This window comes from Variovorax endophyticus (assembly GCF_025376855.1).
Taxonomy (GTDB): Bacteria; Pseudomonadota; Gammaproteobacteria; order Burkholderiales; family Burkholderiaceae_C; genus Variovorax.
Genome location: NZ_JAHUTH010000021.1, coordinates 44542 through 71487 on the forward strand (window position 1 = coordinate 44542; position 26946 = coordinate 71487).

Genomic DNA, 26946 nt, shown 5'->3' on the forward strand with positions numbered 1-26946 from the left:
TTGACGCACCCTCTTCCAGGCGTCGCCTTGCCGGCGCCTGCCCGATCCCCGATCCTCATCCAGGAAGGACCTTCCCCATGACCACCACCCCCGATGCCGCCGGCCCATGGCTGGCGTCGACGACCTGGAACAGCAAGGCCTTCAGCCGCGGCTGGCGGGCCCTCGGAAAATCGAGCGACGTGATCGAGCCGGCCACCGGCCGCACCCTCGGCGCCGTGGCGATCGCATCGCCCGACGACATCGCCTCGGCATCCGCCGATGCACGCGCGGCCCAGGCCGCCTGGGCCGCCACGCCCTACGACCAGCGCGCGGCCGTGCTGCGCAAGGCCGCCGAACTCGCCGGCGCGAACCGCGAGGAGATCGTCGACTGGCTGGTGCGCGAGAGCGGCTCGATCCGGCCCAAGGCGGAGTTCGAGCTCGCGGTCACCATCAAGGCCTTGCACGAGGCCAGCGCGATGCCGTCGCAGGCCCAGGGCCAGGTGCTGCCTTCGGAGCCCGGGCGGCTCAGCATCGCGCGCCGCCGTCCCATCGGCGTGGTGGGCGTGATCTCGCCATTCAATTTTCCGCTGTATCTGGCCATGCGAGCCGTGGCGCCGGCGCTCGCGGTCGGCAACGCGGTGGTGCTCAAGCCCGATCCGCGGACCTCGGTGTGCGGCGGCTTCAGCATCGCCCGGCTGTTCGAGGACGCGGGTCTGCCCGCCGGCGTGCTCCACGTGCTGCCCGGTGGCGGCGATGCCGGCGAGGCGCTGTGCAAGGACCCGAACGTCGGGATGATCCAGTTCACCGGTTCGACCGCCGCCGGCCGTCGCGTCGGCAAGGTGGCCGGCGAGCACCTGAAGAAGCTGTCGCTCGAGCTCGGCGGCAAGAACTCGCTGATCGTGCTCGACGACGCGGACATGGACCTGGCCATCGCGAACACGACCTGGGGCGTCTACCTGCACCAGGGGCAGATCTGCATGTCGGCCGGGCGCGTGCTCGTCCATTCGAAGATCGCGGACGAGTTCACCCGGCGCATGGCGGAGAAGGCGAACAACCTGCCGGTCGGCGATCCCGCGAGCGGACAGGTCGCGATGGGCCCGCTGATCAACCAGGGCCAGGTGGACCATGCGAGCGACATCGTCCATCGCTCGGTCGCGCAGGGCGCGAAGCTCGCCGCGGGCGGCGAGGCGAAGGGGCTGTTCTTCGGCGCCACGGTGCTGTCGGGCGTGAAGCCGGGCATGGCGGCGTTCGAGGAGGAGATCTTCGGCCCGGTCGCCTCGATCACGCCCTTCGACAGCGACGAGGAAGCGGTGCGGCTCGCGAACCAGACCGACTTCGGGCTCTCGGCCGCCATCATCTCGAGATCGGTGGGCCGGGCCATGGCGATCGGCGAGCAACTGCGCGTGGGCCTGCTGCACATCAACGACCAGACGGTCAACGACGAGGTGGTCAATCCCTTCGGTGGCGTCGGCGCCTCGGGCAACGGCACCAGCATCGGCGGGCCCGCCAACTGGGAGGAGTTCACCCAGTGGCAGTGGATGACGGTCAAGGACGCCGCGCCACGCTATCCCCTGTGATGCGCCTTCGGAAGCGCGCCGCGCCGCGGCTCAGCTCCAGAGCCGTGCCACGCCCGCGTTGATCGCGAGGCCGCCGACCACGAGCCAGGCGAACAGGAGCGCCGCCAGCGCCAGGGGCCTGGCGCCCGCCTTGCGGATCGCCGACACGTGGGTCGTGAGGCCGAGGCCGGCCATGGCCATCGAGAGCAGGACCGTGTCGATGTCGACGATCCGGTCGATGGCCGCGGGCGGCAGCAGCGCGAGCGAGTTGAAACCGGCCACCGCGACGAAGCCGAGCGCGAACCACGGAATGACGATGCCGCCCGTGCCCTGGGTGCCGGCCATGTCGGACCCGCCCGGGCGGCGCGAGAGCCACGCCGAGAGGACGATGAGGAACGGCGCCAGCATCATGACGCGGACCATCTTCGCGATCACGGCCGTGTCGGCGGCCTGCTCGCCGACGGCCCGTCCGGCGGCCACGACCTGCGCCACCTCGTGGACCGTCGAGCCGACGAACAGCCCGTAGCCGGACTGCGTCATCGGCACCAGGGCATGCACGGCTTCGAGCCGGTAGAGCATCGGGTAGAGGAAGATGGCCACGGTGCCGAACACGACGACCGTCGCCACGGCCACGGCGACCTGCTCCGCCTTCCCGCGCACCACGGGCTCGGTGGCCATCACCGCGGCGGCGCCGCAGATCGAGCTGCCGGCGCCGATCAGCATGGCGGTCTTCGGGTCGAGGCCGAAGACGCGCGTGCCGAGGACGCAGGCGATGCCGAAGGTGCTGCACAGCACCAGCGCGTCGATCGCGAAGCCGGCCCAGCCCACGTTGCCGATGTCCTGGAAGGTCAGCCGCACGCCGTACAGGACGATGCCCAGCCGCAGCAGGCGGGTCTTGGAGAGCCCCACGCCGGCGGCGGCGACAGGCGCGACACGCCCGTAGACCGTGTTGCCGACCAGCATGCCCAGCACGATCGCGAGCGTGAGGGCGCTGATGCCGCGGGCCTGGAACCAGTCCTGCCGACCCAGTTGCATCGCGAGCGCCGCGATGGCGGCGGTCAACGCCAGGCCGGGCAGCCAGGCGCGCCAGGGCGGACTGCCGGTGCTCGCGGCGGAATGCGACGGGGGAGATGCGGTGCTGGCGGAACGCGCCAGGAGGTCGGCTTCGGGAGGCATGAAGCGAACTTTGGCCGCCGCTTGCATAACCGGCAAACAGATAGTTTCGCTATAAACAATCTGTCGAACAGATATAAAGAGGCCCATGCGCCTGACCTTGCGTCAACTCCAGATCTTCATCGCCGTCGCGGAAACGGGCACCACGACGGCGGCCGGGGCCCGCATCGCGCTGTCCCAGTCCGCCATCAGCGGCGCGCTCAACGAACTCGAGGGGCTGCTGTCCTCCCGGCTGTTCGACCGGGTCGGCAAGCGGCTGGTGCTCAACGACGTGGGGCGGGCACTGCTGCCGCGCGCGCGAGCGGCGCTCGACGACGTCCAGGACATCGAGGCCCAGTTCGGCATGGGGCCGGTGGGCGGCACCGTGGAGGCACCGGCGATCCGGCTGCGGGTCGGCGCCAGCACCACGATCGGCAACTACCTGCTGCCCGCGCTGGTGGCGAGCTACCGGCGCACCTGGCCGGCCGTCAGCGTGGACGTGCGGATCGGCAACACGCGCGAGGTCGCGGCGGCCGTGGCGCGGCTCGACGTGGACATCGGCCTGATCGAAGGGCCCTGCCACGAACCGGACCTGCGCGTGCAGCCCTGGCTCGAGGACGAGCTCGTGATCGTCTGCGCGCCCTCGAGCGCGCCGCCGCCCGCGGGGAGCGGCGCGGGCGTGCCGCTCGAGGCCTTGCGCCAGGCGTCCTGGCTGCTGCGCGAAGTCGGCTCGGGCACGCGCGAGACCGTCGAGCAGGCCCTGCTGCCGAAGCTGCACCATCTGCGCGAGGAGATGCAGTTCGGCAGCACCGAGGCGATCAAGCAGGCCGCGGTCGAGGGCCTGGGCCTGGCCTGCCTGTCGCGCTGCGCGGTCGAGGACCTGGTCACGCTGGGCCGCCTGGTCGTGCTGAAGACCGATCTGCCGAAACTCGCGCGCCGTTTCTACCTCGTGCACCACGCCCGCAAGCGGCTGTCGGGCAACCTGCAGCGTTTCGTGGCGCACTGCGTGGCGTCGGAGATGGCCGAAGGCGGGCCCGAAGAAATATCGCATCGCATGGAATAAGCCGCCCGCGGCGGCGTCTACGTCTGCAACAGCCCCTCTTCTTCGAGGACGAACGATGCAGACGACCCCTTCCTTCCGACCGCGGCGCACCCGCGTCCTGGCCTTCGGCGCCGTGGCCCTCGCGGGCGCGGCGGCCGCCTTCGGCGCCCTGCGCGGGCCATCGCCCGGCATGGCGGGCGATGCCGGCCTGATGGCCCGGCTGATGGACGTCTGCAGCTCCCGCGACCCGGCGCAGGCGGGATTCGCCGCCGAGAACGACGCGGCCATGGCCCGGATGATGGCCGGCATGGACATCAAGCCCTCGGGCAACGTCGACCGCGACTTCGCCGAGATGATGATCGCGCACCACCAGGGCGCGATCGACATGGCGCAGGCCGAGCTGCGCCACGGCGGCAACGAGCAGTTGCGCCGCATCGCGCAGGAAATCATCGTCGAGCAGCAGCAGGAGATCGCCGCCATGCGCCTGGCGCTCGACCAGCCGCTGCCGCCTTCCACGCCCGCACCCACGCAGCCCGTTCGTCCCTGAGGGACGCCGGGCCCACGCCATCTTTTTCCTGGAGCACGCATGAAGAACCGCCCCTCCCCCCGCTTCCCCCGCTGGCTGACGGCCCTCGCGCTGCTGGCCTCGGCCGCCTGCGCGCAGGCCGGCCAGGCGCCGCGCGCCGCCGCCGAGGCCGACATCCCCATGAGCCACCGCGACCGCGTGTACGCGGCCGAGCAGTTCTCCAACACGGTGTCGGTCACCGATCCCGTCGACAACAGGCTGCTGGGCGTGATCCGCCTCGGCGATCCGGCGCCCGGCAACTTCAGTCCGCTGTACCGCGGCCAGGTGCTGGTGCACGGCATGGGCTTCTCGCCCGACCACCGCACGCTCGCGGTGGTGTCGATCGGCTCGAACTCGGTGAGCTTCATCGACACCGCGACCAATGCGGTGAAGCACACCACCTACGTGGGCCGCTCGCCGCACGAGGCCTTCTACACGCCCGACGGCAAGGAGGTGTGGGTCACGGTGCGCGGCGAGAGCCATGTGGCGGTGCTCGACGCCGCCACCTTCGAGGAGAAGACGCGCATCGCCACGCCCAACGGCCCGGGCATGCAGATCTTCTCGCCCGACGGCAAGTACGGCTACATCTGCTCCTCGTTCAATCCCGAGACCGTGGTGATCGACACGGCCAGCAAGCAGGTCGTGGGCCGCATGAAGCAGGACAGCCCGTTCTGCCCCAATATCGCCGCCACGCCCGACGGCAAGCAGGTCTGGCTCACGCTCAAGGACATCGGCCGCACGATGGTGTTCGATGCGAAGCCGCCGTTCGCGCCGATCAAGGCCTTCGACACGGGGCCGATCACCAACCACGTCAACTTCGCCACCACCGCCAAGGGCAGCTTCGCCTACGTGACCGTGGGCGGCCTCAACCAGGTCAAGGTGTTCCGCACCGACGACTTCTCGCAGGTCGCGACCATTCCCGTCGGCAAGCTGCCGCACGGCGTGTGGCCCTCGGGCGACGGCAAACGCATCTACGTGGGACTCGAGAACGCCGATGCGCTGGCCGCGATCGACACGGCCACCCACACCGTGGTCGCGAACGTGCCCATCGGCCAGGCGCCGCAGGCGATCGCCTATGTGCCGAACGCGGTGCCGGCCGATGCGGGCGACGGCATGCAGGGCCTGCAGCCGCCGGGACTGGCGGGCCAGGTCGCCCACCTCTCGCTGGTGGCGGCCGGGCCGCGCAGGCAGGCGGCCGCGGCTGGCGCGCCCACCAGCGTGGCCCTCTTCGACCAGGGCCTGCTGCAGGTGCTGCAGGCTTCGGCCACCGGCCTGGAGCCGAAGCAGCCCTATGTGCTCGCGCTGGCCGACAAGCCCGACGGCAGCGGCACGCTGCAGCCGCTCGCCAGCTTCATGACCAACCCGGCGGGCGCCGCCATCGTGAATGCCATCGGACCGATCCGCCAGCAGGTGAAGGACGGCGCCGCGGGCGATACTCGGCGCTACCTGGTGATCGCGCCGCAGGTCGGCGGCAAGCCCGCGGCCCCGGTGCAGGTCCAGGACCTCTGATGGTGCCGGGCCCTTTCGCGATCCACCGCCACGCGCATCCATGAGCGACCTGATCCTGCTCGTCGAGCCGATGATTCCCGCCCTGCGGCGCTATGCGCGCGCGCTGCTGCGGGACCGCGAATCGGCCGACGAACTGGTGCAGGACTGCCTGGAGCGCGTGATCGCGCGCTGGGCCCAGCGGCGCGAGGCCGAGGACACGCGGTCCTGGGTCTTCGCGATCCTGCACAACCTCGCGGTGCAGCGCATGCGCCAGCAGTCGCGCCGCGGCCTGCACCTGGCCATCGACGAGATCGACAAGATCGACGAAGAGGCGCTGGGCATGCCCGCGCAGCAGGAGCATCGCGTGCGGCATCACGAGCTGATGCGCGCGATCGACGGACTCTCGGAAGACCAGCGCGCGGTGCTGCTGCTGGTCGCCGTGGAGGACCTGTCCTATGCCGAAGCCGCCGCGGCGCTCGGCATTCCGGTGGGCACCGTCATGTCGCGCCTGGCCCGCGCGCGCCAGCGGCTGCATCGCATGCTCGACGGCGTCGAGGCCATGCCACCGGCCGATCCGTCGCATGCCGAGCATTCGGCACGCCCCCACCTGCGGAGACTCAAATGAACGTCGATCCACCCGACGCCCGCCCCATCCTCGAAGAAGACCTGCATGCCTACGTCGACGGCGTGCTCGACCCGCGCCGCCATGCCCAGGTGCGGGACTACCTGCGGCAGCATGCCGAGGCGGCACGCGAGGTCGAGGCCCATGCGCGGCACCGGCGCGAACTGCGCGAGGCGCTGGCGCCCATCGCCGAGGAGCCGCTGCCGCCGTCGCTCAATCTCGCGCGCATGGTGGCGGAGCACGACCGGCAGGCGCGCGATGTCGGGCGCACGCCTTCGCGCCGATGGCCGTGGGGCATGGCCGCGGCGCTGGTGCTCGCGCTCGGCGTGGGCGGCGGCGCGGGATGGTCGCTGCGCGGGGTGCAGGCGAACGAGGCCGGCGGCATCTTCGCGCTGGGGCGCGAAGCGGCGCGCGGCTACGAGACCTATGCCTCCGACGCCAGCCGGCCCGTGGAGATGGGTCCCGCGCAGCGCGCGGAGCTCGTCGGCTGGGTCTCGTCGCGCCTGGGACGCCAGGTCGCGATCCCCGATCTCGCGGCCGCGGGCTACGGCTTCGTGGGCGGCCGCCTGGTCATGACCGAGCACGGCCCGGCCGGCCTCTTCATCTACCAGGATGCGCGGGCCACGCGGCTCGCGCTGATGGTGCGGCCGATGGCCGTCGACCAGGACACGCCGACCATGAAGCGGATCGACGGCCCGCACGCGGGCTATGCCTGGGCCGACCGCGGGCTGGGCTATGGCGTGGTGGGGGCGAACGAGGCGAACGTGCTGCATCCGCTGGCCGACGAGATGCGGCGCCAGATCGGCGAAGAACTCAAGGGGTAGGCCCGGGCGGCCGGGCGAAGTGGATACCCGGGGGCGTAACCATTTGCCCCTGGCAACCGAACTAGCGTTCGAAGCGGCGGCGTTGCGCCAACCTGGCGCCCCGCATCTGCTTCGTTATATTCACGAGTACATATCGAGGGCGGCGTCCGCCGCTCATCGTCCAGGAGTTGTCATGACCCATCGTCCGGATCGTCGTTTCTTCCTCGGGGCCTCGGCCTCGACACTGGCGGCCGCGGTGGCCGCTGCCTGGGGCTGGCACTCCGGCGCCACGCACGCCGCGGAACCGGCCAAGTTCGAGGTCACCCGAACCGACGCCGAATGGCGCAAGCTGCTCACGCCGAACCAGTACGCGGTGCTGCGGCAGGACGGGACCGAGCGGCCCTACAGCAGCCCGCTCAAGGACGAACACCGGGAGGGCCGCTTCGCCTGCGCGGGCTGCGCGCTGGAGCTCTTCTCCTCGAAGACGAAGTTCGACAGCAAGACCGGGTGGCCCAGCTTCTGGCAGCCGCTGCCGAATGCCGTCGGCGAGAAGAGCGACAGCTCCTTCGGCATGACGCGCACCTCGGTGCACTGCCGCCGTTGCGGCGGCCACCTGGGCCATGTGTTCGACGATGGCCCCAAGCCCACGGGCCTGCGCTATTGCATGAACGGCCTGGCGATGAAGTTCGCGCCCGGCGCCGCCTGATCCCGATTCCCCGCACCCTGGCCCTCCACCATGCTGCTGTTCGTCGTCGCCTACCTGGGCGGGGTCCTGACCATCCTGAGCCCCTGCATCCTGCCGGTGCTGCCCTTCGTGTTCGCGCGCGGCGACCGGCCGTTCATGAGCAACGGGCTGCCGCTGCTGATCGGCATGGCGCTGACCTTCGCCGGCGTGGCCTCGCTCGCCGCGGTCGGCGGCGGCTGGGCCGTGCAGGCGAACCAGTACGGGCGCATGGTCGCGATCGTGCTGATGGCGCTGTTCGGCCTGGCGCTGCTGCTGCCGGGGCTGTCCGAGCGGCTCGCGCGGCCGCTCGTGGGCTGGGGCGAGCGGCTGTCCGCCTCGGCCGAGGCCGGCGCTGACGGCGCGCCGCGCTCCGCCTTCGGCACCTCCCTGCTGCTCGGCGTCGCCACGGGCCTGCTGTGGGCGCCCTGCGCGGGTCCGATCCTCGGGCTGGTGCTGACCGGCGCCGCGCTCGGCGGTGCCAGCGTCCGGACCTCGCTGCTGCTGCTGGCCTATGCGGCGGGCGCCGCCACCTCGCTGGCCGGCGCGCTGCTGGTGGGCGGGCGCCTGTTCAAGGCCATGAAGCAGTCGCTGGGCGCGGGCGAATGGATCCGCCGCGGCATCGGCGCGGCCCTGCTGTGCGGCGTGGCGGCGATCGCGCTGGGGCTGGACACCGGTGTGCTGGCGCAGCTCTCGCTGGCGGGCACCTCGTCGGTCGAGCAGGCGCTGATCGACAGGGTGCGGCCCAGGGAGGCCGCGCCGTCCGGCGATGAAGCGCCGCTGGCGACGACCGGGCCCGATTCCACCGTGATGATGGCGGGCTCCAACGCGATGATGGCCGCGAACGCCGCGATGCGAGCCGAAGGCACATCCGCCTCGGCGCTGCCGGCCGAAGGTCCCGCCCCCTCGCTCGACGGCGCCGTGCAATGGCTCAACTCGCCGCCGCTGAGCATGGAGGCCCTGCGCGGCAAGGTGGTGCTGGTCGACTTCTGGACCTACTCGTGCATCAACTGCCTGCGCGCCCTGCCCTACGTGCGCGCCTGGGCCGAGAAGTACAAGGACGAGGGCCTGGTGGTGATCGGCGTGCATGCACCGGAGTTCGCGTTCGAGAAGAAGCTCGACAACGTGCGCAAGGCCGTGAAGGACCTGAAGCTCGACTACCCGGTGGCGGTCGACAACGACTATGCGATCTGGCGCGCCTTCAAGAACGAGTACTGGCCCGCGCACTACTTCATCGACGCGCGGGGACGCATCCGCCATCACCACTTCGGCGAAGGTGCCTACGACGAGTCGGAGCAGGTGATCCGGCAGCTGCTGGCCGAAGCGGGCCGGGGCACGATGCCGGGCGGCCTCGTCCAGGTCGAGGCGCAGGGTGCGCAGGCCGCGGCGGACAGCGCGAACGTGAGATCGCCCGAGACCTACATCGGCTACGAACGCGCCGAGAACTTCGTCTCGCCCGGTGGTCCGGTCCGTGGCAAGGCGCACGCCTACACGGCACCGTCCCGGCTCGAGGCCAACCAGTGGGCGCTCGGCGGCAACTGGACCGTGGGCGGGCAAAGCGCGGTGCTCGACAAGGCGCGGGGGCGCATCGCCTACCGCTTCCATGCGCGCGACCTGCACCTGGTGCTCGGATCGACGGCGCCGGGACATCCCGTGCGCATCAAGGTGACCATCGACGGCAAGCCGCCGGGCGAGGACCACGGCATCGACATCGACGCGCAGGGCAAGGGCGTGGTCGACGGCCAGCGTCTCTACCAGCTGGTGCGCCAGCGCGGCGCGGTGGCCGACCGGCGCTTCGAGATCGAGTTCCTCGATCCGGGCGTGGAGGCCTTCGCCTTCACCTTCGGCTGAATCAGTCCCAGATGTCCGCGTCCACCAGGTATTCGGGAAGCGCGCGGGCGGCTAGCACGAGCAGGCCGAAATGCCCGTCGTCGAGCTTGCGCGGCACGGTGTCGAAGTGGCTCAGCGTCCCGACCACCCGCGCATCGAGCAGCGTCAACGCGACGGCGTGGTAGGCGCGGATCACGCCCTGGTAGGGACTGCCGTCCAGCAGGGCCTCCCGGGTGGAGTCCTCGACATGAAGGAAGGCGTCGCGCAGCACGAACCGGCAGAAGCTGTCCGCGAGCGGGAAGACGGCGAAGCGTTCGGGCCGGGGCTGCCCGAGCTTGTCGATCAGCAGCACGTTCCTGACCTCGTCGCCCTGCAGCTTGAAGATGGCGGTGAAGCGGTGCGGAACCGCCGCATTCAACGCCCGCAGCGCGTGTTCGAAGGCCTGCGCCTGGATCAGCGACAGGACCGTGTCCGCGCTGGCTTCGAGTCGCCGCCTCGGGGGCGTGGGAAGGGTGGACGTCATCGGGCGGGCCGCGCTAGCAGATGGCTTCGTGCACCACTTCGTCCGCGATGAGCAGGTCCTTGTAGAACGCGCCGAACGGGCGCGTCGGATGCGCGATCTGGATCTCCAGCACCCAGAGTCCCGGATCGCGCCCGGCCGCGGGAATCGCAGGCGGGAAGTCGCCGACACGGTGCCCGTGGAGGCCCAGGTTGAGGCGCCATCCCCTCGCCTGCGCACGCTGCGTCGCGTACGCATACAGCGTCTCGCCATCGAGGCCCTCGGTGCGCAGGCGCGAACCCACTTCATGCCAGATCGCTCGCACGGTTCTCGCGCAGTCCTCCATCTGGGGATCCCCGCCGACCACGAAGGTCTCGCCGGCGTCGCCCTCGTGGCCTTCCCACACGGGGCCGATGTCGATGAAGAAGATGTCCTGTTCGCCGAGCACGCGGCCCGGGTCGGATGCGTCCCTGGCGGTCTTGAGCGTGTCCTCGCCGAAGCGGATCGCGACCGGATGCCAGTTGCGCTCCATCTCCAGCGCCTGCAGCGTCGTCGCCGCCAGGGCCGTGGCCTGCGCATGCGTCATGCCGGGCCGGATGCCGGACGCGATCTGCCGGACCGCGCGCTGCGACAGCGAGCGTGCGCGCCGCAGGGCCGCCAACGGCAACCCCGCCTCGGTGACGGCGGATCGGAGCAATTCGGGAAGCATCATGGTCATCGGCGGTATCCGTCTGCCTGGATCGGGGCAATCGCTGTATCTTACAAAATACAGCGATGCCCGATCGAACCCCGCCGGCGATGCTCCTGCCCTAGATGTAGCAGTTCTTCAGGATGATCGCGCGACCGGCCGTGCTGCCCACGTAGGCGATGAAGGCGTCGACCGCGGCGTTGGTCGAGCCCGCGCGGCCGCGGATCGCCACGGCGTCCTGCAGCAGGCGGTCATGCGGCGGGTTGCCGTTGACCGTGGCCGGCGTGTACTCGAAGTAGGTGCCGGTCAGCGGCGTGCGGATGGCGCCGGTGCTGCTGTCGCACAGCTGGGACTTGGCGACGAAGCCGACATTGGGATAGGTCGTGGCGCTGGTGCTCGCATTCACCGCCGTGTAGGTGGTGCCGATGGTCGTGTACTGCGCGAACTTGGCGTCGTAGGCACCGCCCGGGTAGGTGATGGCGTTGACGCGGCTCAGCACCTGCTGCGCGGCGGTGCCGTACGGCGCGGTGACCGGGTTGGCGATCGCGACCTGGCCGTTCGCGTAGGCGTAGCTCGCGGGATTGGTGAAGCCGCTCGAACCGCTGGTGCTCACGTTCGGACCGTACTTGGACCACAGGATCAACTTGCCCTCGGCATAGCGAAACGGCACCTGCACCACGGTGGGATGGCCGGTGCGCAGGGCGGCCGGCGTGGTGTCGTCGGCCGCGAAGAACAGGTCGTAGGGCGTGGTGCCGCCGGGCGTGGCCAGCGCGGTGTTGATCGCCGTCTGGAAATCGCCCGTCGCGCCATAGGTCACGGTGAAGCTGCTGCCCGAGAACGGCAGGCCCGAGGCACCGAAGGCATTGACGAGCTGGACCATCGCGCCCTGGAAATTCGCGGCCACCGCCACGGTGATCGACTGCGCCCAGGTGGCGGATGTACCCAGCATCAGCACCGATGCCGACACGCTCAATGCAATTTTCTTGACCGGAAGTCTTTTCACGTTATCTCCTCGAAGAATTGAATGAATGGTTGTCCGTGAGTCTTTAGCGCTATATAGAGCTGCATATAGGTTGCATAGCATTCGAGTAATGCATGAACATCGAATTGATGTCATATGCGAGCTAAAAACGTTCTATTGCGCCAAAAAAATCACGGACGCTATACTCTCAGAAATATAACGAGACAGGTGAACGAATGAAGCGACTCACGAAAAAATCCAGAAGACCCCACTTCGAATTGAATTCGAAAGTATGCGCGGCGATTTACGCGTTGCTTTGTTCTTATTCATTCCCGGGAATGGCCGCGCCGCAGGGCGGCACGGTCACCAGCGGCAGTGCCACCATCGGCCAGATGGGCAGCGTGACGCGGATCGACCAGAGCACGCAGCGCGCGAGCATCAACTGGCAGGGCTTCGGCATCGCCGCCGGCGAAACCGTCAATTTCAACCAGCCCAATGCCTCGGCGATCACGCTCAACCGCGTCGTGGGCAATGAACGCAGCGTGATCGAGGGCGCGCTCAATGCCAATGGCAAGGTCTTCCTGGTCAATTCCAATGGCGTGCTTTTCACCCGTGGCAGCAGCGTGAACACGGCCGGCCTCGTGGCCAGCACGCTGGACATCAGCGACGCGGACTTCAATGCCGGGCGCTTCGTTTTCCGCGGCAATGGCGGCAGCGGCTCGGTCATCAACATGGGCACGCTCACCGCGGCCCAGGGCGGCTATGTCGCGCTGCTCGGGCGCTCGGTGTCGAACCAGGGCGTGATCGTCGCCACCAAGGGCACGGTGGCGCTGGGCAGCGGCGAGAAGATCAGCCTCAACTTCAATGGCGATTCGCTGGTGAGCCTCAGCATCGACGAAGGCACGCTCGGCGCGCTGGTCGAGAACAAGGGCGCGATCCAGGCCGACGGCGGCACGGTGATCCTGACAGCGAAGGCGGCCGACGATCTGCTGGGCAGCCAGGTCAACAACACCGGCATCGTGCAGGCGCGCACGATGGACGATCTCAAGGGCCGCATCGCCTTGCGCGCCGATGGCGGCACGGTCGACGTGGGCGGAACGCTCGATGCCTCCTCGCCCGCGACCGTCGGCGGCGGAACCGTCGAGACCTCGGGCCGCAGCGTGCGCGTGTCGGACGACGCCGTTGTCACGACCCAGGCCGCGAACGGCGACACCGGCACATGGACGCTGGCTTCGGGTGCCTTCACCGTCGGCGCTGGCGCGAACATCGGCGGTGCCCAGCTCGGCAGGCAGCTGGGCCGCAACAACGTGGCGATCTCATCGACGGGCGGGAACGGCGCCGATGGCCATCTGTACATCGAACAGGCCGTGAACTGGTCGGCCAACACCGCGCTCACGCTGACCGCGGCCAACGACGTGCGCATCGATGCGCCGATCGCGGCGACGGGCGCGCGCGCGGGGCTGAAGCTGAACTACGGCGGCGACTACCGCATCGATGGGGGCCAGGGCGCGTCGGTCACGCTGAGCGGTGCCGACGCGACGCTCGCGATGAACGGGCAGGCCTACACGCTGATCCACAGCATGAGTGACCTGGAAAAGATCGACGATGCGGGCGGTGTGGCGGCGGGCCGCTATGCGCTCGCGGGCAATCTCGATGCGGCGGGCAAGACCTACGGCAGCGCCGTCGTGTCTTCGCTGTCGGGCACGCTGGCGGGCCTGGGCCACACCATCAGCAACCTGAGGATCATCGAGCCGGTGCACGACGACTATCTGCAGACGCCGGTCGGACTGGTCGGCACGGCGCAGGTCGGCAGCGCGATCCGCGACATCGGCCTGCTCGGCGTCGACGTCAGCGGCTATGGCCGGGTCGGCGGACTGGTCGGGGAGAACTTCGGCGGCGCCATCAGCCGCGCCTACGTCACCGGAAAGGTGCAGGGCGTCGTCAACGTGGGTGGCCTGGTGGGCTACAACGGGAGCGGCTTCAACCTCGAAACCGGGGAGTTCATCGTCGGCAACGGCATCGTCTCGGACTCCTTTTCGACCGCTGCCGTGACGGCATCGACACGCTACGCGGGGGGCTTCAGCTACATCGGCGGACTGGTGGGCAGGAACTTCGGCGCGACCTACAAGATTCTTCGCTCCAGCGCCACCGGAGACGTCTCGGTGGTCACCGACACCAGCACCGGCCTGCTCAACGGAAACATCGGCGGACTGGTCGGCGGCAATCTCAACGGCGCGATCGAGGACTCCCACGCCACGGGCAACGTGTCGGTGTCGGACAACGCGAGCTCCGTCGGCGGCCTCGTCGGCATCAACAGCGGCGCTACCGCGTCCGTGACCAACAGCTACGCCACGGGCAACGTGACGGGCGGCGACTCCAACGTCGGTGGCCTGGCCGGGCAGAACCTCGGCGGGGCACGCATCGTCGACTCCTACGCCAGCGGCAACGTGACAGGCGGCGCGAGCAACGCTTCCCAGAACATCGGAGGCCTGGTCGGCTGGAACAACGGCAGCACCATCTCGGGATCGCATGCCAGCGGCACCGTCACGGCCTCGGGTGCTTCGGCGGGCGGGCTGGTCGGCAGCAACGGAGGGCCCGATGCGAGCATCACCAATTCCTATGCCACGGGCGACGTCAACGGCGGGCCGGTCAGCGCGGGCGTGGGCGGCCTGGTCGGCTCGAACAGCGGCACCATCTTCGGCTCGCATGCCACGGGCAACGTCAGGGGCGAGATCGCGGGCGGCCTGGTCGGCGGCAACGCGGGCCTCATCACGGATTCCTTTTCGAGCGGCAACGTGTTCGGCTCCTACGCGGCCGGTGGCCTGGTCGGGCAGATGGACGGTGGCTCGATCCTCGACTCGCGTGCCAGCGGCAACGTGACGGGCGGCGCCGACTACGACTTCACCGGCGGACTGGTGGGCCGCATGCAGGGCGGCGACATCGACAACTCGCACGCCACCGGGTCGGTCATCCACGGCAACGACACCACGGGTCGCCTGATCGGGAACAACACGGGTTCGGGCACCATCACCAACAGCACCTACCGCGATGCGGCGGCCGAAGCAGCGGCCCAGGCCGCGGCCGAGGCGGCGGCCCGCGCGGCCGCGGCAGCGCAAGCCGCGGCGGAGGCGGCCGCCCGAGCATCGAGCGAGGCCGCGGCACAGGCCGCCGCCGAAGCGCAGGCGGCCGCCGTCGCCGCCGCGCAGGCCGCCGCGCGCGCGGCGGCGCTGCAGGAACGCGCGCAAACGGGTTCGCGTCTCGCGGCCGCCGCAACCTCGGAGGCCCAGCGCCAACCGGAACGCCCCGCGACCCAGACGACAGCGGGATTCACGCAACGGGCCGCGGCACTGGCCGACAACATCGTCTTCGCCGATCGGCGCAGCTTCTCCGCCAACGTGGAACGCATCGAGATCGACGGCAAGGTGTTCGAACTCGAGGACGAAGGCGCCAAGGCGCCCGCGGCGCCGCCGCGCTGACATCGCCGCCCCGCGGCGGGACGGCATGGCCGGTCCCGCCTCCCCCCTTCTCCTTTTCGTTCCCGTTGCGACATGAACCCCCTTCGTCCCGTCTCGTCCTCACGCCGGGCGCATCCCGCGCTCGCCGCCTTCTCCGTGCTCTGCTCGCTCGCCACCAGTGGCCATGCCCAGGTGGCGCCCATCCCCAATTACGGCAGCGGCGATGCGCTGCGCGAAGCCCAGCCGCCGCGTCCGCTGGGCACCCCGCGCCAACCGCCCGCGCCGGTGATCGTGGAGCAGCCCGAGCGGCCGCTCGCCCTGCCGGCCGGCGAGACGCTGACGGTGCGCGACTTCAAGGTCGAGGGCGCCGACGAGATTCCGCCCGCCGAGCTGCGGGCCGCGCTCGATCCCTACCGCGGCCGCGCGCTGTCGATGGCCGAGATCGAGCAGGCCGCGGGCCGGATCACGGCGCTGCTGCGCGACCGCGGCTACCTCGTGGCGCGCGCCTATGTGCCGCGGCAGGACGCGAGCGCCGGCACGCTGACGGTCCGGGTCCTGATCGGCAGCTACGGCAAGCTCACGCTCAAGAACCGCTCGCTGGTGCACGACGCGACCGTGGCCGATGCGTTCGCGCCCTTGCAGGCGGGCCAGCCGGTCTCGCGCGCGCAGCTCGAGCGCGCGATGCTGCTGGTCGGCGACATGCCCGGCGCCACCCTGCCCCGCCTCACGATCTCTCCCGGCGAAGCCCCGGGCACTTCGGACTTCGATGTCGAGGTGGGCGAGCGCAAGCGCTTCAGCGGCTATGTACTGGGCGACAACCAGGGCTCGCTCTACACGGGCAAGAACCGCCTGAGCGCGGGGCTCGACATCAACTCGCCCTTCGGCATCGCCGACCGGCTGAGCCTCAATCTGATGGGCACCGAGGGCGGCGGCCTCGACAACGGCCGCGTGGCCTACGGCTTTCCGCTGACCGCGAGCGGCCTGCGCCTGGAGCTGGCCGCCGCGCGCACCACCTACCACCTGGGCGGCGACTACGAGGACCTCGAGGCCAGGGGACGGGCGCGCACGGTCGAAGCCACCTTGAGCTATCCGCTGCTGCGCAGCCGCGCGCAGAACCTGTCGCTGAGCCTGAACCTCGCGCAGCGCCATCTGCGCGACGAGGTGGGTGCCGTCGAGAGCGTCGACCGCAAGACCACCCGGGTCGCGACCTTCGCCGTGCAGCACGAGCGCTGGGGCGATCTGCTGGGCCGGCCGGGCTACACCAGCGTCGTCGCCGGATTCAGCTACGGCCACCTCGACATCGACAACCCCGCGCAGGCGGCGCTCAACCGGGCCGGCGCCAACACGGCCGGCGACTTCGCGCACCTGAACCTGCGGCTCGCCGCCAACGTGGAATTCGCCAAGGGCTGGACCGCGAGCAGCGCGCTGAGCCTGCAGAAGGCGCTGCGCAACAAGAACCTCGATGGCAGCGAGCAGATGAGCATCTCGGGCCCCAACGGCGTGAAGGCGTACCGCGAGTGGGTGAGCGGCGACAACGGCTACCTGCTCAATGCCGAAGTGCGTTATGCGCTGCCGGCGCCCGAGGGGCTCACGCATTCGGTGGGCGTCTTCGCCGATCTCGGCCGCGCCTGGCTGCAGAACGCCGACTACACGACGCGCAACGGCGTGCGCCTGTCGGACGTGGGCATCGGCTACCAGGCGCGCTACGGCGCGCTGTTCGGGCGGCTGCAGGTCGCGCGCGCCATCGGGTCACGCCCGCAGGAGATTGCGCGCGAGGGCCGCACGCGCGTGCTGGTGCAGGCCGGCGTGCTGTTCTGAAGCATCGAGGAGGACCACGGAATGAACATGAACTGGCTCGCCGGCGCCATCGACTACGGCGTCATCGGACTGCTGGTGGTGCTGAGCGTCTTCGTCGTCGCGATCGGCATCGAACGCGCCTGGCTCTACAGCCGCATCGACACGCACGCGATCCGCGACATCAAGTCGCTCGAGCTGCTGCTCACGCGCAAGCTCTTCGTCATCGCCTCGGTGGCGAGCAACGCGCCCTACCTGGGCCTGCTGGGCACGGTGTTCGGGATCATGCTGACCTTCTACAACATGGGGCAGGACGCCTCCATCGACACCGGGAAGATCATGGTCGGCCTCGCGCTCGCGCTGAAGGCCACGGCCGTGGGCCTGGGGGTGGCGCTGGTGTCGGTGGTGCTCTACAACACGCTGCTGCGCAAGGTGCAGGTGTTGATCCTCGAATGGGAGATCGCGCGTGACCGAAAAGCCGATTGACAGCATGAACATGCTCCCCTTCGTCGACATCATGCTGGTGCTGCTCACCATCGTGCTGACGACCTCGAGCTTCATCGCGAGCGGGCGGATTCCGGTCAACCTGCCGCAGGCCAGCGCGAGCCCTTCGGACACCTCGCAAACGCAGACCATCGTGATCGATGCGGCGGGCACCATCCACTTCGGCGGCGAGGCCCTGAATGCCGACGCGCTCAAGACCCGGCTCGCCGCGATGGACAAGCAGACGCCCTTCCTGCTGCGCGCCGACCGCACGGTGCAGCTGCAGCGCTTCATCGACGTGGCCGATGTGCTCAAGCAGCTGGGCTTCGCCAAGGTGGCGGTGCAGACGGAGCCGGCGCCGCGATGAGGTTCGCCATCGGTCTCGGCCTCTCGGTGCTGCTGCACGCGGCGCTGGTGCTGCCGTGGCTGGTGCGCGCGCGGCCCGAGGCATCGCCACCACCGCGCGAGCAGCTGGTGGTCGACCTGCTGGGCATGGTGAGCAACCGCCAGGTCGAGCAGCAGCAGGTGGCGCGGCCGGCCGAGCCTCCTCCTGCGGCGCCGCAGCCGAAGCCGGTGGCGCGCAAGGAGACACGCGAGCGGGCACCGGCGCCGCGCCAGGCCGCACCGAGCCCGGTGCAGGTGGCGCGCGTCGAGGAACCCGTGCGCGCCCCGCCGGAGCCGCCGACGCAGGCGCCCGTGGCCGCGCCGCCGCCGGTCGCGAATGCCGCCGAGGAAGAGCGCATGCAGCAGACCGTGCGCGCGCGCGACGACGGCGCCGATGCCCTGCGCAAGTACCTCGCGGGCCTGCGCAAGGCGATCCAGGGCAAGCTCGTCTATCCGGCCGAGGCGCGCGAGGCCGGCTATGTCGGCGCGCCGACGATCCGCTTCACGCTGACCGAGGAAGGCAACATCCTGTCGGGCTCGCTCGCGGTGGCGAAGAGCAGCGGTTACCCGGTGCTCGACGAGAGCGCCATGCGGGCGGCGCAGGCCGGCGCGCCGTTCGAGAAGCCGCCGCGGCGGATGGAGGTGGCGATCGCCATCGGGTTCGTTCAGGAACGGCAGTGAGGTTCGGCCTGCTGTTCGGGGCGCGTGCACAGGACAGCGGGTACTTCCCTCCGCGAATGTCCCCCGGCCTTCGGCCTCCTCCTTGATTTCGCTGCGGGAAGCACCCGCTGCCCTGTGCACGTGGATGCCGCGGGCAGGTGTGCCGGGTACTGCAGACTCAGGCCGCGGCCTTCGGCGCGAAGCCGAGCATGGCCTTGACCTCGAGGAATTCGCCGAACGCGTGATCGCCCCATTCGCGCCCGTTGCCGGACTGCTTGAAGCCGCCGAACGGTGCGCTCAGGTCCAGGGCCGCGCTGTTGATGTTCACCTGTCCGGCGCGCAGGCGCGCAGCGACCTTTCGCGTCGCTTCGGGGTCCGTGCCCGACACGTAGGCCGCGAGCCCGTAGGGCGTGTCGTTGCCGATCTCGATGGCCTGCTCGACCGTGTCGTAGCCGAGGATCGTCAGCACGGGGCCGAAGATCTCCTCGCGCGCCACCGTCATCTGGTTGTTCACCTGGGCCAGCACCGTGGGCTTGACGTAGTAGCCGGTCTCCAGGCCCGCGGGCTTGCCGGGACCGCCGGCCACCACCGTGGCGCCTTCGTCGATGCCCTTCTGGATCAAGGTCTGGATCTTGTCCCATTGCGCGGCCGAAACCACCGGGCCGAGGGCCGCGCCGCTGGCGGGATCGCCGACCGTGGTGGCCTCCGCCGCTTCCTTCGCGATGGCCAGGGCCTCGGCCATGCGCGCATTGGGCACCAGCATGCGCGTGGGCGCATTGCAGGACTGCCCCGAGTTGCCCATCACGCCGCGCACGCCGGCCGTCACGGCGCGCTTGAAGTCCGCGTCCTCGAGGATGATGTTCGGCGACTTGCCGCCGAGCTCCTGGTGCACGCGCTTGACGGTGGGGGCCGCGTTGCGCGCCACCTCGATGCCGGCGCGCGTGGAGCCCGTGAACGACACCATGTCGACTTCCGGATGGCTGGAGATCGCGGCGCCCACGGTCGGCCCGTCGCCATTGACGAGATTGAAGACCCCGGCGGGCACCTGGGCCGCATCCAGGATCTCGGTCCAGATCACCGCCGAGAACGGCGCGATCTCCGAGGGCTTGAGCACCATCGTGCAGCCCACCGCGAGCGCCGGCGCCACCTTGCAGGCGATCTGGTTGACGGGCCAGTTCCAGGGCGTGATGAAGCCGCACACGCCGATCGGCTCCCTGACCAGCAGGGTGGTGCCGCGCGCCTCGTCGAACCTGTAGGTCTTCAGGACTTCGAGCGCGGTCTGCAGGTGCGCCAGGCCCATGGCGGCCTGGGCGTCCCTGGCCAGTGCGGCGGGCGCGCCCATCTCCTCGGTGATGGCCGCCGCCATGTCGGCATAGCGCTTCTTGTATTCGGCCACGATGCGCTCGAGCAGCGCGATGCGCTCCTGCACGCTGGTCCGCGAATAGTCGCCGAAGGCGGCGCGAGCGGCGCGCACCGCGCGATCGACATCGGCGGCCGAACCCATCGAGATGCGGCCGGCCGGCTTCTCGGTCGCGGGGTTGATCACGTCGATGCTCTTTGCCGTGGCGGGGTCGACCCAATGGCCGTCGATATAGAACTGCAGGTAGTCGCGCATGCCGGTGTCTCCTGATGAGCCGTTGTCGCAGGATTGCGTTGTGCTTGCCAGAATACATCGGGTGCGGCGCCCGCGCGGTGAAAAGGCCGGTTGTTCCATTTCGAAACACTGCCTCGGGCGGGCGACCGCCCGAGGCGGTCACGCAGCCCGTCTCGCGGCCCGGCAGCGGATCGCGAAGCGGTACAGCCGGCTCAGCAGCACCAGCACGCAGGCGCCGGCCAGGGTCGGCAGCACGAGGAAGTCCCAGCCCGGCTGGCTCAGGAAGATGATGACCGGGTTGCTGCCGGCCGGCGGGTGCACCGTGTCGGTGGCCATCATCAGCATCGCCGCGCAGGCGCCGGCCGCGGCCATGGCCCACCAGCCCGGCCCCAGCAGGTGCAGGAACAGCAGGCCGACCGCCGAGGACAGCAGGTGGCCGCCGATCACGTTCTTCGCACGGGAGAACGGCACATCGGGAAACCCGAACAGCAGCACGCAACTGGCGCCGAACGAACCGATCACCCAGGCGTCGTGCGTGGTCGCAGCCAGCGCGCCCACCGTTGCCAGCGCCACGAACGCGCCCAGGCCCGCCAGCAGGATGCTGGCGATCCGGTCGCGCCGCGGCGCGCCTGCCTCCTTGCGAGGCGCCGCGGTCGTCGAGAGCACGAGGTGCTACTTCTTGAAGCGCGCGGCTTCTTCCGAGCCGCCGGTGGCATTGCCCGCGCTGTACGAATGCGCGCCCACGCCCGCGAGCTGGCCGCCCTGCACGATCAGGTACTCGTTGCGAATCGGCCGGTTCTCGAAGTAGCACTCGAGGATCTCGCGCGTGCCGGCCGCATAACGCGACTGCGCCGACAGGCTGGTGCCCGAGATGTGCGGCGTCATGCCGTGGTGCGGCATCGTGCGCCACGGATGGTCGGCCGGCGCGGGCTGCGGGAACCACACGTCGCCCGCATAGCCCGCGAGCTGGCCGCTCTCGAGCGCCGAGGCGATCGCGTCGCGGTCGCACAGCTTGCCGCGCGCCGTGTTGATCAGGTAGGCGCCGCGCTTGAACTTCTTCAGGCTGTCGGCATTGATCATGTGCTCGGTCTCCGGGTGCAGCGGGCAGTTCAGCGTCACCACGTCGCAGACCTTGGTCAGGCTCTCGAGGCTGGTGTGGTGCGTGAGGTTGAGCTCCTTCTCGACCGACTCGGGCAGACGGTGGCGGTCGAGGTAGTGCAGCTTCACGTCGAAGGGCTTGAGCAGCCGCAGCACGCGCAGCCCGATGCGGCCCGCGGCCACTGTGCCCACCTGCATGCCCTCGAGGTCGTAGGAGCGCGCCACGCAGTCGGCGATGTTCCAGCCGCCCTTGACCACCCAGTTGTACGAAGGGATGTAGTTGCGCACCAGGCCCAGCGTCATCATCACCACGTGCTCGGCCACGCTGTTGCTGTTGCAGTAGGTGACCTCGGCCACCGTGATGCCGCGGTCGATCGCGGCCTGCAGGTCGGTATGGTCGGAGCCGATGCCCGCGGTCACGATCATCTTGAGCTTGGGTGCCTTCGCGATGCGCTCGGCCGTCATGTAGGCGGGCCAGAAGGGCTGCGAGATCACGATCTCGGCGTCGTGCAGCTCGCGGTCGAGCACGCTGTCCGCGCCGTCCTTGCTCGAGGTGACCACGAGCTGGTGGCCGTTGGCCTCGAGGTACTTGCGCAGGCCCAGCTCGCCCGAGACGCTGCCCAGCAGGGTGCCGGGCTGGAAGTCGATGCGCCGCGGCGTGGGCAGCGTCTGTCCATCGGGATAGCGCTCCAGGTGCGGCAGGTCGTCGCGGGCGTAGGTGGTGGGATAGCCCGTCACGGGGTCGTCGTAGAGCACGCAAACAATCTTGGCCAAAGTCATCTCCTGGTTGATGCGGCAGCACATCGCTGCACGGAGGAGATGGTTTCGCAGCGCGCGATTTCAGGCCAATCGTTTGATCGGATGGGGCGATAGGCGCGGCTTATGAAGCCCGCCGCGGGCCGGACCGCGCACCCTCATGCCCGCGCCCGTTGCGATGGTTCGGCACTCGCGCCCTGGTGGCTCGCCAGCTTCGCATACACCCCCTGCCGGCGCAGCAGCTCGTCGTGCGTGCCGGCCTCCGCCAGCGTGCCGTGCTCCAGCACCAGGATCAGGTCGGCGTCGCGGATGGTCGACAGCCGGTGCGCGATCACGAGCGTGGTCCGGTGCCGCATCAGCGCATCGAGCGCGCCGCGCACCTGCAGCTCCGACAGCGTGTCCAGGTGCGAGGTGGCCTCGTCGAGGATCAGCACCGGCGCGTTCTTGAGGAAGGCGCGCGCGATCGAGATGCGCTGGCGCTGGCCGCCCGACAACTGCATCCCGCGTTCGCCGACGCGCGTGGCCAGGCCCTCGGGCAGCGTGCGCACGAAGTCCGTCAGCGCGGCGCGGTCGAGCGCGAGCGCCAGTTCCTCGCCGCTGGCATCGGGGCGCGCCAGGCGGATGTTGGCCTCGAGCGTGTCGTTGAACAGGTAGGTGTCCTGCGACACCAGCGCGACGCGTTCGCGCAGGCCGTCGAGCCGCAGCTCGCGCACGTCCACGCCGTCGAGCTTCACGCGGCCCTGGCGCGGATCCCAGAAGCGCAGCAGCAGGCTGGCCACGGTGCTCTTGCCGGCGCCCGAGGCGCCGACCACGGCCACGGTGGCGCCGGCCGGCACCTCGAAGCCGAGCTCGTGCAGGGTGTCCTGCGCCTTGCCCGGATAGGCGAAGCAGACGCGCTCGAAGGCCAGCGACAGGCCGCGGCCCGCGGCCGGCGGCGGCAGCGGGCCGTCGACCACGGGCTCGGGCTCGTTCTCGACCACGTGCAGGCGGCGCGTGGCCGCGATGGTGTCGGCCAGCTGGCGGCTGACCTGCGAGATCTCCGACACCGGCAGGAAGGTGGCGAGCGCGATCAGCACCAGCAGCGGCAACATGCCGGCCGGCAAGGCACCGCTCGCGACCTGCAGCGCGCCGACCACGGCCACGGCCAGGCCGCCCAGGCCCATCGCGATCTCGAACCACGCGGTCTGGCGCGACAGGTCGTTCAGGATGTCCAGGCGCCGCGCGCGGCTGCGGTCCGCCACCTCGAGGAACTGCGCGCGGCGGCGGCCCGTGGCCTGGAAGGCGGTCAGGTCGGCCAGGCCCTGGATGGTCTCGGCGGTATGGGCGCTCATCTCGCCCAGCGCATGGCGGGCGCGGTCGCCGAGCGCATCGACCTGGCGGCGGCCCCGTATCGGCGACACCAGCGCATAGGCGAGGAACGGCAGCAGCGCCAGCGCCACGGGCCAGCTGTAGAGCGCGAGGAAACCCAGCACCGACAGCGGCACCAGCACCGAGACGATGGCCGGCGCGATGGTGTGGGCGTAGAAGTACTCGACCATCTCCACGTCGTGCGTGGCGAGCGCGACCAGGTCGCCCGAACGGCGCTGCAGCAGGTAGGCCGGCGCCAGTCGCTCGAGCTTGTCGTAGAGCTTCACGCGCATGTCGGCCAGCAGCTGGTAGGCCATGGCATGGGCCAGCCACGACTCGAGCCAGTGGAACAGCGCGGCCAGCGGCGCCGCGACCAGCAGGCCGACGATCAGCGCCGAGGTGTCGCGGCCGTCGCGGATCGCGGCCACCACCAGCGCGCTGAGCACGCCGACGCCGATGAAGGCCGCGACACGCGCCACGCCCAACACGATGGTGGCGATCAGCGTGCCGCGCCAGGGCCGCACCACCGACAGCAAGGTGGCGAGCGTGGCCTTCCAGCCGACCTTCTCGGCATCGGCATCGAGCGGGCGCAGCGCGGGGCCGCGATCGCCCTCCTCTTCCGCGGCAATGCGCCGCACCGATGCGGCCTGCGCATCGACAGGCGCGGGCGCCGCGCCGGCCAGGCCCACGGCCTGTTCGTGCATCAGGCGGTGGTAGAGGCCCTGCCGCTGCATCAGCACCGCATGGCGGCCCTCCTCGACCACGCGCCCCTGATCGAGCACCAGGCAGCGGTCGGCGCCGATGATGCTGGCCAGCCGGTGCGCGAGGATCAGCGTGGTGCGCCCGACCATCAGGCGGTCCAGCGCCTGCTGGATCAGCGCCTCGTTCTCGGTGTCGACCGAGGACAGCGCCTCGTCGAGGATCAGGATCGGCGCGTCGCGCAGCAGGGCACGCGCGATCGCCACGCGCTGGCGCTGGCCGCCCGAGAGCTGCAGGCCGCGCTCGCCGACCTGGGTGGCGTAGCCCTGCGGCAGCGCCATGATGAAGTCGTCGATGTTGGCGGCCCGCGCCGCGGCGCGCACCTGCTCGTGGGTGGCATCGGGCCGGCCCAGGCGCAGGTTGTCGTCGAGCGTGCCGTGGAACAGCGTGATGTCCTGGCTCACCAGCGCCATGTGGCCCAGCAGGGTCTGCGTGGCCAGGCCGTTGACGTCGTGGCCGCCGACGCGCACCGTGCCCGATTGCGGCACGAACTCGCGCAGCAGCAGCCGCACGATGGTGGACTTGCCGGCCCCGCTCGGGCCCACGATGCCCACGCGTTCGCCGGCCGTGATGCGGAACGACAGGCCCTGGTGGGCCGCGCGCTGCGGCGAATAGGAGAAGGCCACGGCGTCGAATTCGATGGTGGGCGCGAGATGCGCGGGCCCGGCGGCGTTCGGCGTCGTTTCAGGCGAGGCCGTCGGTGCTTGCGCATCCATCAGCGCATGGATGCTCGCCGCGGCCGATTGCCCCAGCATGCCCCGGTGCAGCACGGAGCGCAGCTCGCGCAGCGGACGGAAGATCTCGGTGCCGGCCATCAGCACGATCAGCAGGGCTTCCACGCTCATGTCGCCGGCCGTCACGCGCCAGGCGCCCACCGTGAGCGCCAGCGCGGCACCGAGTGCCACGCCGAGGTCGCTGATGCCGCGCGTCAGCAGGCTCACCGACAGCACCCAGAAGGTGTTGTCCGAGAGCTTGTGCGCGCGGGCCGCCAGCCGCTCGCCCCAGGCCTTGCCCTGGCCGTAGGCCTTCAGCGTGGGCAAGCCCTGCATCGCATCGAGGAACTCCTCGCCGAATTCGTTGAGCGAGCGCGTGCGCGCCAGGCTCGCGCGGCTGTCGAGCATGTGGACGGCCATCGGCCCGAGCAGCGCGAACAGCGCCGCGGCCAGGAAGACGAGCGCGGTCGGCAGGTCCCAGAAGGCGATGACCGCGAAGATGGCGAACGGCGCCGCGGCCGCGATCACGACCTGCGGCAGGTACTGGCCGAAGAAGGTCTGCAACTGCTCCACGCCATCGACCACCGTCAGCATCACGCCGCCGGTGCGCTGGTTGGCGAACCAGGCCGGGCCCAGTGCCACGATGCGGTCGTAGAGCCGTGCGCGCAGCGCCTGCTGCACCTCGGCCGAGGCGCGGTTGGCCTGCACCGTGCGCAGATGGTCGAACAGTGCGCGCAGCAGCACCATCGCGCCCACGCAGGCGGCCGGTGCGATCCAGTCGCCGTAGGGCGCGCCGTCGAACACGCGTGCCAGCAACTGGCCGAGGAACACGTAGCGCGCGATGCCGGCCGCCAGCGCCAGCAGGCCGAGCAGGATGCCGCCCGCCATCTGCAGGCGCAGGCCCGCTGTCAATTGCCAAAGCCGAATATCGAAATACATGGTGGTGCGATCAGTTCTTCCTGTCGGGCCGTCATCGTCATGCATCGCGCGGGGCGGCGAAAGCGATGGTTTTTCAATCCTGGGTTGAGATAGATTGCACCCTTTGCCGCTCCACCCCGCCCCATGCCACCACTGGCTGCCTTGCGCGCCTTCGAAGCCGTTGCCCGCCTGGGCAGCCTGAGCCGTGCCGCCTCCGAACTCCATGTCACGAAGAGCGCCATCAGCCACCAGTTGCGCGCGCTCGAGGAAGACCTCGGCGTGACCCTGCTGCATCGTGGCGGCACGGTGCGTCGCGCGCGGACCACCGAGGCCGGCGCCGCGCTGCTGGTGTCGGTGCAACAGGCCTTGACCCTGCTCGAAACGGCATGCCGCAACACCCGCGCCGGTGCCCATGGCACGCGGCGCAACAGCCTCAACATCTCGGCCAACCCGTCGCTGGCGGCGCTGTGGCTGGCGCCGCGGATCGGGCGCTTCATCGAGCTGCATCCCGACATCGACATCCAGCTGTTCCTGCACGCCAGCCAGGATCCCGCCTGGGACGCGCAGGACATCGATCTCGCGTTCCTGCACGTGCGCGCGCTCGGCCCGCACCTCGCGGCGCCCGGCGACATCCCGCTGATGACAGAGACCGTGGTGCCGGTGTGCAGCCCCGCGCTGGTCGAGCCCGGCGAGCGCGACGACCCGCGCGTGTTCGCGCGCCACCGCTGGCTCGAGGAGAAGCACATCGACAGCCCCGAGACCGACTGGCGCACCTGGCGTCCCCGATTGGGCCTGCCCGACAGCGCGAGCCAGGAGCCGCTGGTGCTCAGCGGCCTGAGCACCGTGGTCGCGGCTGCCGCGGCGGGCGTGGGCATCGCGCTGGGGCGTGCGCCGCTGGTCGACGAGGAACTGGCGCGCGGCCGGCTGGTGGCGCTGACGCCGGGCCTGCGCATGGCCGGCTCATGGGGATACGTGATGCGCGTGCGTGCCAACCGGCCGATGGATGCCTCGCTGCCGACGCTGGTCGAGTTCCTCGCCGAGGAGGGGCGGCGCGCTCCTGCGTGGTGAGGTTCGACGCG

General features: G+C 70.3%; 22 protein-coding genes. 14 read left to right on the forward strand and 8 right to left on the reverse strand.

Going from position 1 to position 26946, the window contains the following annotated elements; genetic code table 11:
* Positions 1 to 77: 77 nt before the first annotated feature.
* Positions 78 to 1556 (forward strand): benzaldehyde dehydrogenase, encoded by a 1479-nt coding sequence (locus KV106_RS25160; protein WP_057593066.1) that lies wholly within the window; start codon positions 78 to 80, stop codon positions 1554 to 1556.
* Between the two features lie 30 nt (positions 1557 to 1586).
* On the opposite strand, the gene KV106_RS25165 is transcribed toward KV106_RS25160, so the two are convergent.
* Entirely contained in the window at positions 1587 to 2711 is a 1125-nt protein-coding gene (locus KV106_RS25165) for a YeiH family protein (RefSeq protein ID WP_261213156.1), read from the reverse strand.
* A gap of 85 nt (positions 2712 to 2796) precedes the next feature.
* On the opposite strand from KV106_RS25165, the gene KV106_RS25170 reads away from it, so the two are divergent.
* The 7 genes from KV106_RS25170 (at position 2797) to KV106_RS25200 (ending at position 9779) form a co-directional block, all read left to right on the forward strand.
* The gene (locus KV106_RS25170; protein WP_261213158.1) at positions 2797 to 3750 is read left to right on the forward strand and encodes a LysR family transcriptional regulator; all 954 of its coding nucleotides are present in this window, start codon (positions 2797 to 2799) and stop codon (positions 3748 to 3750) included.
* A gap of 190 nt (positions 3751 to 3940) precedes the next feature.
* A complete protein-coding gene (locus tag KV106_RS25175) occupies positions 3941 to 4276 on the forward strand; it encodes a DUF305 domain-containing protein (protein ID WP_261213313.1) in 336 nt (111 codons plus the stop codon).
* A gap of 39 nt (positions 4277 to 4315) precedes the next feature.
* The gene (locus KV106_RS25180; RefSeq protein WP_261213160.1) at positions 4316 to 5803 is read left to right on the forward strand and encodes a YncE family protein; all 1488 of its coding nucleotides are present in this window, start codon (positions 4316 to 4318) and stop codon (positions 5801 to 5803) included.
* 40 nt (positions 5804 to 5843) lie between these two features.
* Entirely contained in the window at positions 5844 to 6407 is a 564-nt protein-coding gene (locus KV106_RS25185) for an RNA polymerase sigma factor (protein WP_057593069.1), read from the forward strand.
* Positions 6404 to 7228, forward strand: coding sequence for an anti-sigma factor family protein (locus tag KV106_RS25190; protein ID WP_261213163.1), 825 nt, complete (start codon positions 6404 to 6406; stop codon positions 7226 to 7228). Before KV106_RS25185 ends, KV106_RS25190 begins: the two co-directional genes overlap by 4 nt.
* A gap of 172 nt (positions 7229 to 7400) precedes the next feature.
* Positions 7401 to 7913 carry a peptide-methionine (R)-S-oxide reductase MsrB gene (gene msrB / locus KV106_RS25195; protein ID WP_261213165.1) on the forward strand — a complete coding sequence of 171 codons (513 nt, stop codon included), beginning with the start codon at positions 7401 to 7403 and terminating at the stop codon, positions 7911 to 7913.
* A 30-nt stretch (positions 7914 to 7943) separates the two neighbouring features.
* On the forward strand, positions 7944 to 9779 hold the full coding sequence (locus KV106_RS25200; RefSeq protein WP_261213166.1) for a cytochrome c biogenesis protein DipZ: 1836 nt from the start codon (positions 7944 to 7946) through the stop codon (positions 9777 to 9779).
* Between the two features lies 1 nt (position 9780).
* On the opposite strand, the gene KV106_RS25205 is transcribed toward KV106_RS25200, so the two are convergent.
* The 3 genes from KV106_RS25205 to KV106_RS25215 form a co-directional block, all read right to left on the reverse strand.
* Positions 9781 to 10281, reverse strand: a complete 501-nt coding sequence (locus KV106_RS25205) for a guanylate cyclase (protein ID WP_261213167.1) — start codon at positions 10279 to 10281, stop codon at positions 9781 to 9783.
* Positions 10282 to 10294: 13 nt separating this feature from the next.
* A complete protein-coding gene (locus tag KV106_RS25210; RefSeq protein ID WP_261213169.1) occupies positions 10295 to 10975 on the reverse strand; it encodes an aminopeptidase P family protein in 681 nt (226 codons plus the stop codon).
* A 91-nt stretch (positions 10976 to 11066) separates the two neighbouring features.
* Entirely contained in the window at positions 11067 to 11948 is an 882-nt protein-coding gene (locus KV106_RS25215) for a substrate-binding domain-containing protein (RefSeq protein ID WP_172705309.1), read from the reverse strand.
* 296 nt (positions 11949 to 12244) lie between these two features.
* Here KV106_RS25215 and KV106_RS25220 point away from each other — a divergent pair, with 296 nt between their 5' ends.
* The 5 genes from KV106_RS25220 (at position 12245) to KV106_RS25240 (ending at position 18703) form a co-directional block, all read left to right on the forward strand.
* Positions 12245 to 15382 (forward strand): GLUG motif-containing protein, encoded by a 3138-nt coding sequence (locus tag KV106_RS25220; protein ID WP_261213171.1) that lies wholly within the window; start codon positions 12245 to 12247, stop codon positions 15380 to 15382.
* A gap of 72 nt (positions 15383 to 15454) precedes the next feature.
* A complete protein-coding gene (locus KV106_RS25225) occupies positions 15455 to 17179 on the forward strand; it encodes a ShlB/FhaC/HecB family hemolysin secretion/activation protein (protein ID WP_261213172.1) in 1725 nt (574 codons plus the stop codon).
* Positions 17180 to 17200: 21 nt separating this feature from the next.
* Positions 17201 to 17641 (forward strand): TonB-system energizer ExbB, encoded by a 441-nt coding sequence (gene exbB, locus KV106_RS25230; RefSeq protein ID WP_057589813.1) that lies wholly within the window; start codon positions 17201 to 17203, stop codon positions 17639 to 17641.
* Positions 17642 to 17645: 4 nt separating this feature from the next.
* Complete coding sequence (locus KV106_RS25235; RefSeq protein WP_261213176.1) at positions 17646 to 18005, forward strand: ExbD/TolR family protein; 360 nt, start codon at positions 17646 to 17648, stop codon at positions 18003 to 18005.
* Positions 18002 to 18703, forward strand: coding sequence for a TonB family protein (locus KV106_RS25240; RefSeq protein WP_261213178.1), 702 nt, complete (start codon positions 18002 to 18004; stop codon positions 18701 to 18703). Before KV106_RS25235 ends, KV106_RS25240 begins: the two co-directional genes overlap by 4 nt.
* A gap of 157 nt (positions 18704 to 18860) precedes the next feature.
* On the opposite strand, the gene KV106_RS25245 is transcribed toward KV106_RS25240, so the two are convergent.
* The 4 genes from KV106_RS25245 to KV106_RS25260 form a co-directional block, all read right to left on the reverse strand.
* Positions 18861 to 20297 carry an aldehyde dehydrogenase family protein gene (locus tag KV106_RS25245; protein ID WP_057589816.1) on the reverse strand — a complete coding sequence of 479 codons (1437 nt, stop codon included), beginning with the start codon at positions 20295 to 20297 and terminating at the stop codon, positions 18861 to 18863.
* 138 nt (positions 20298 to 20435) lie between these two features.
* Positions 20436 to 20942, reverse strand: coding sequence for an HPP family protein (locus KV106_RS25250; RefSeq protein ID WP_261213181.1), 507 nt, complete (start codon positions 20940 to 20942; stop codon positions 20436 to 20438).
* Positions 20943 to 20948: 6 nt separating this feature from the next.
* Positions 20949 to 22148: an NAD-dependent formate dehydrogenase gene (locus KV106_RS25255; RefSeq protein ID WP_039262297.1), complete on the reverse strand. Its 1200-nt coding sequence runs from the start codon at positions 22146 to 22148 to the stop codon at positions 20949 to 20951.
* A 140-nt stretch (positions 22149 to 22288) separates the two neighbouring features.
* The gene (locus tag KV106_RS25260; RefSeq protein WP_261213184.1) at positions 22289 to 25888 is read right to left on the reverse strand and encodes an ABC transporter ATP-binding protein/permease; all 3600 of its coding nucleotides are present in this window, start codon (positions 25886 to 25888) and stop codon (positions 22289 to 22291) included.
* 123 nt (positions 25889 to 26011) lie between these two features.
* Here KV106_RS25260 and KV106_RS25265 point away from each other — a divergent pair, with 123 nt between their 5' ends.
* Positions 26012 to 26935 (forward strand): LysR substrate-binding domain-containing protein, encoded by a 924-nt coding sequence (locus KV106_RS25265; RefSeq protein ID WP_261213186.1) that lies wholly within the window; start codon positions 26012 to 26014, stop codon positions 26933 to 26935.
* The last annotated feature ends 11 nt before the right edge of the window (positions 26936 to 26946 follow it).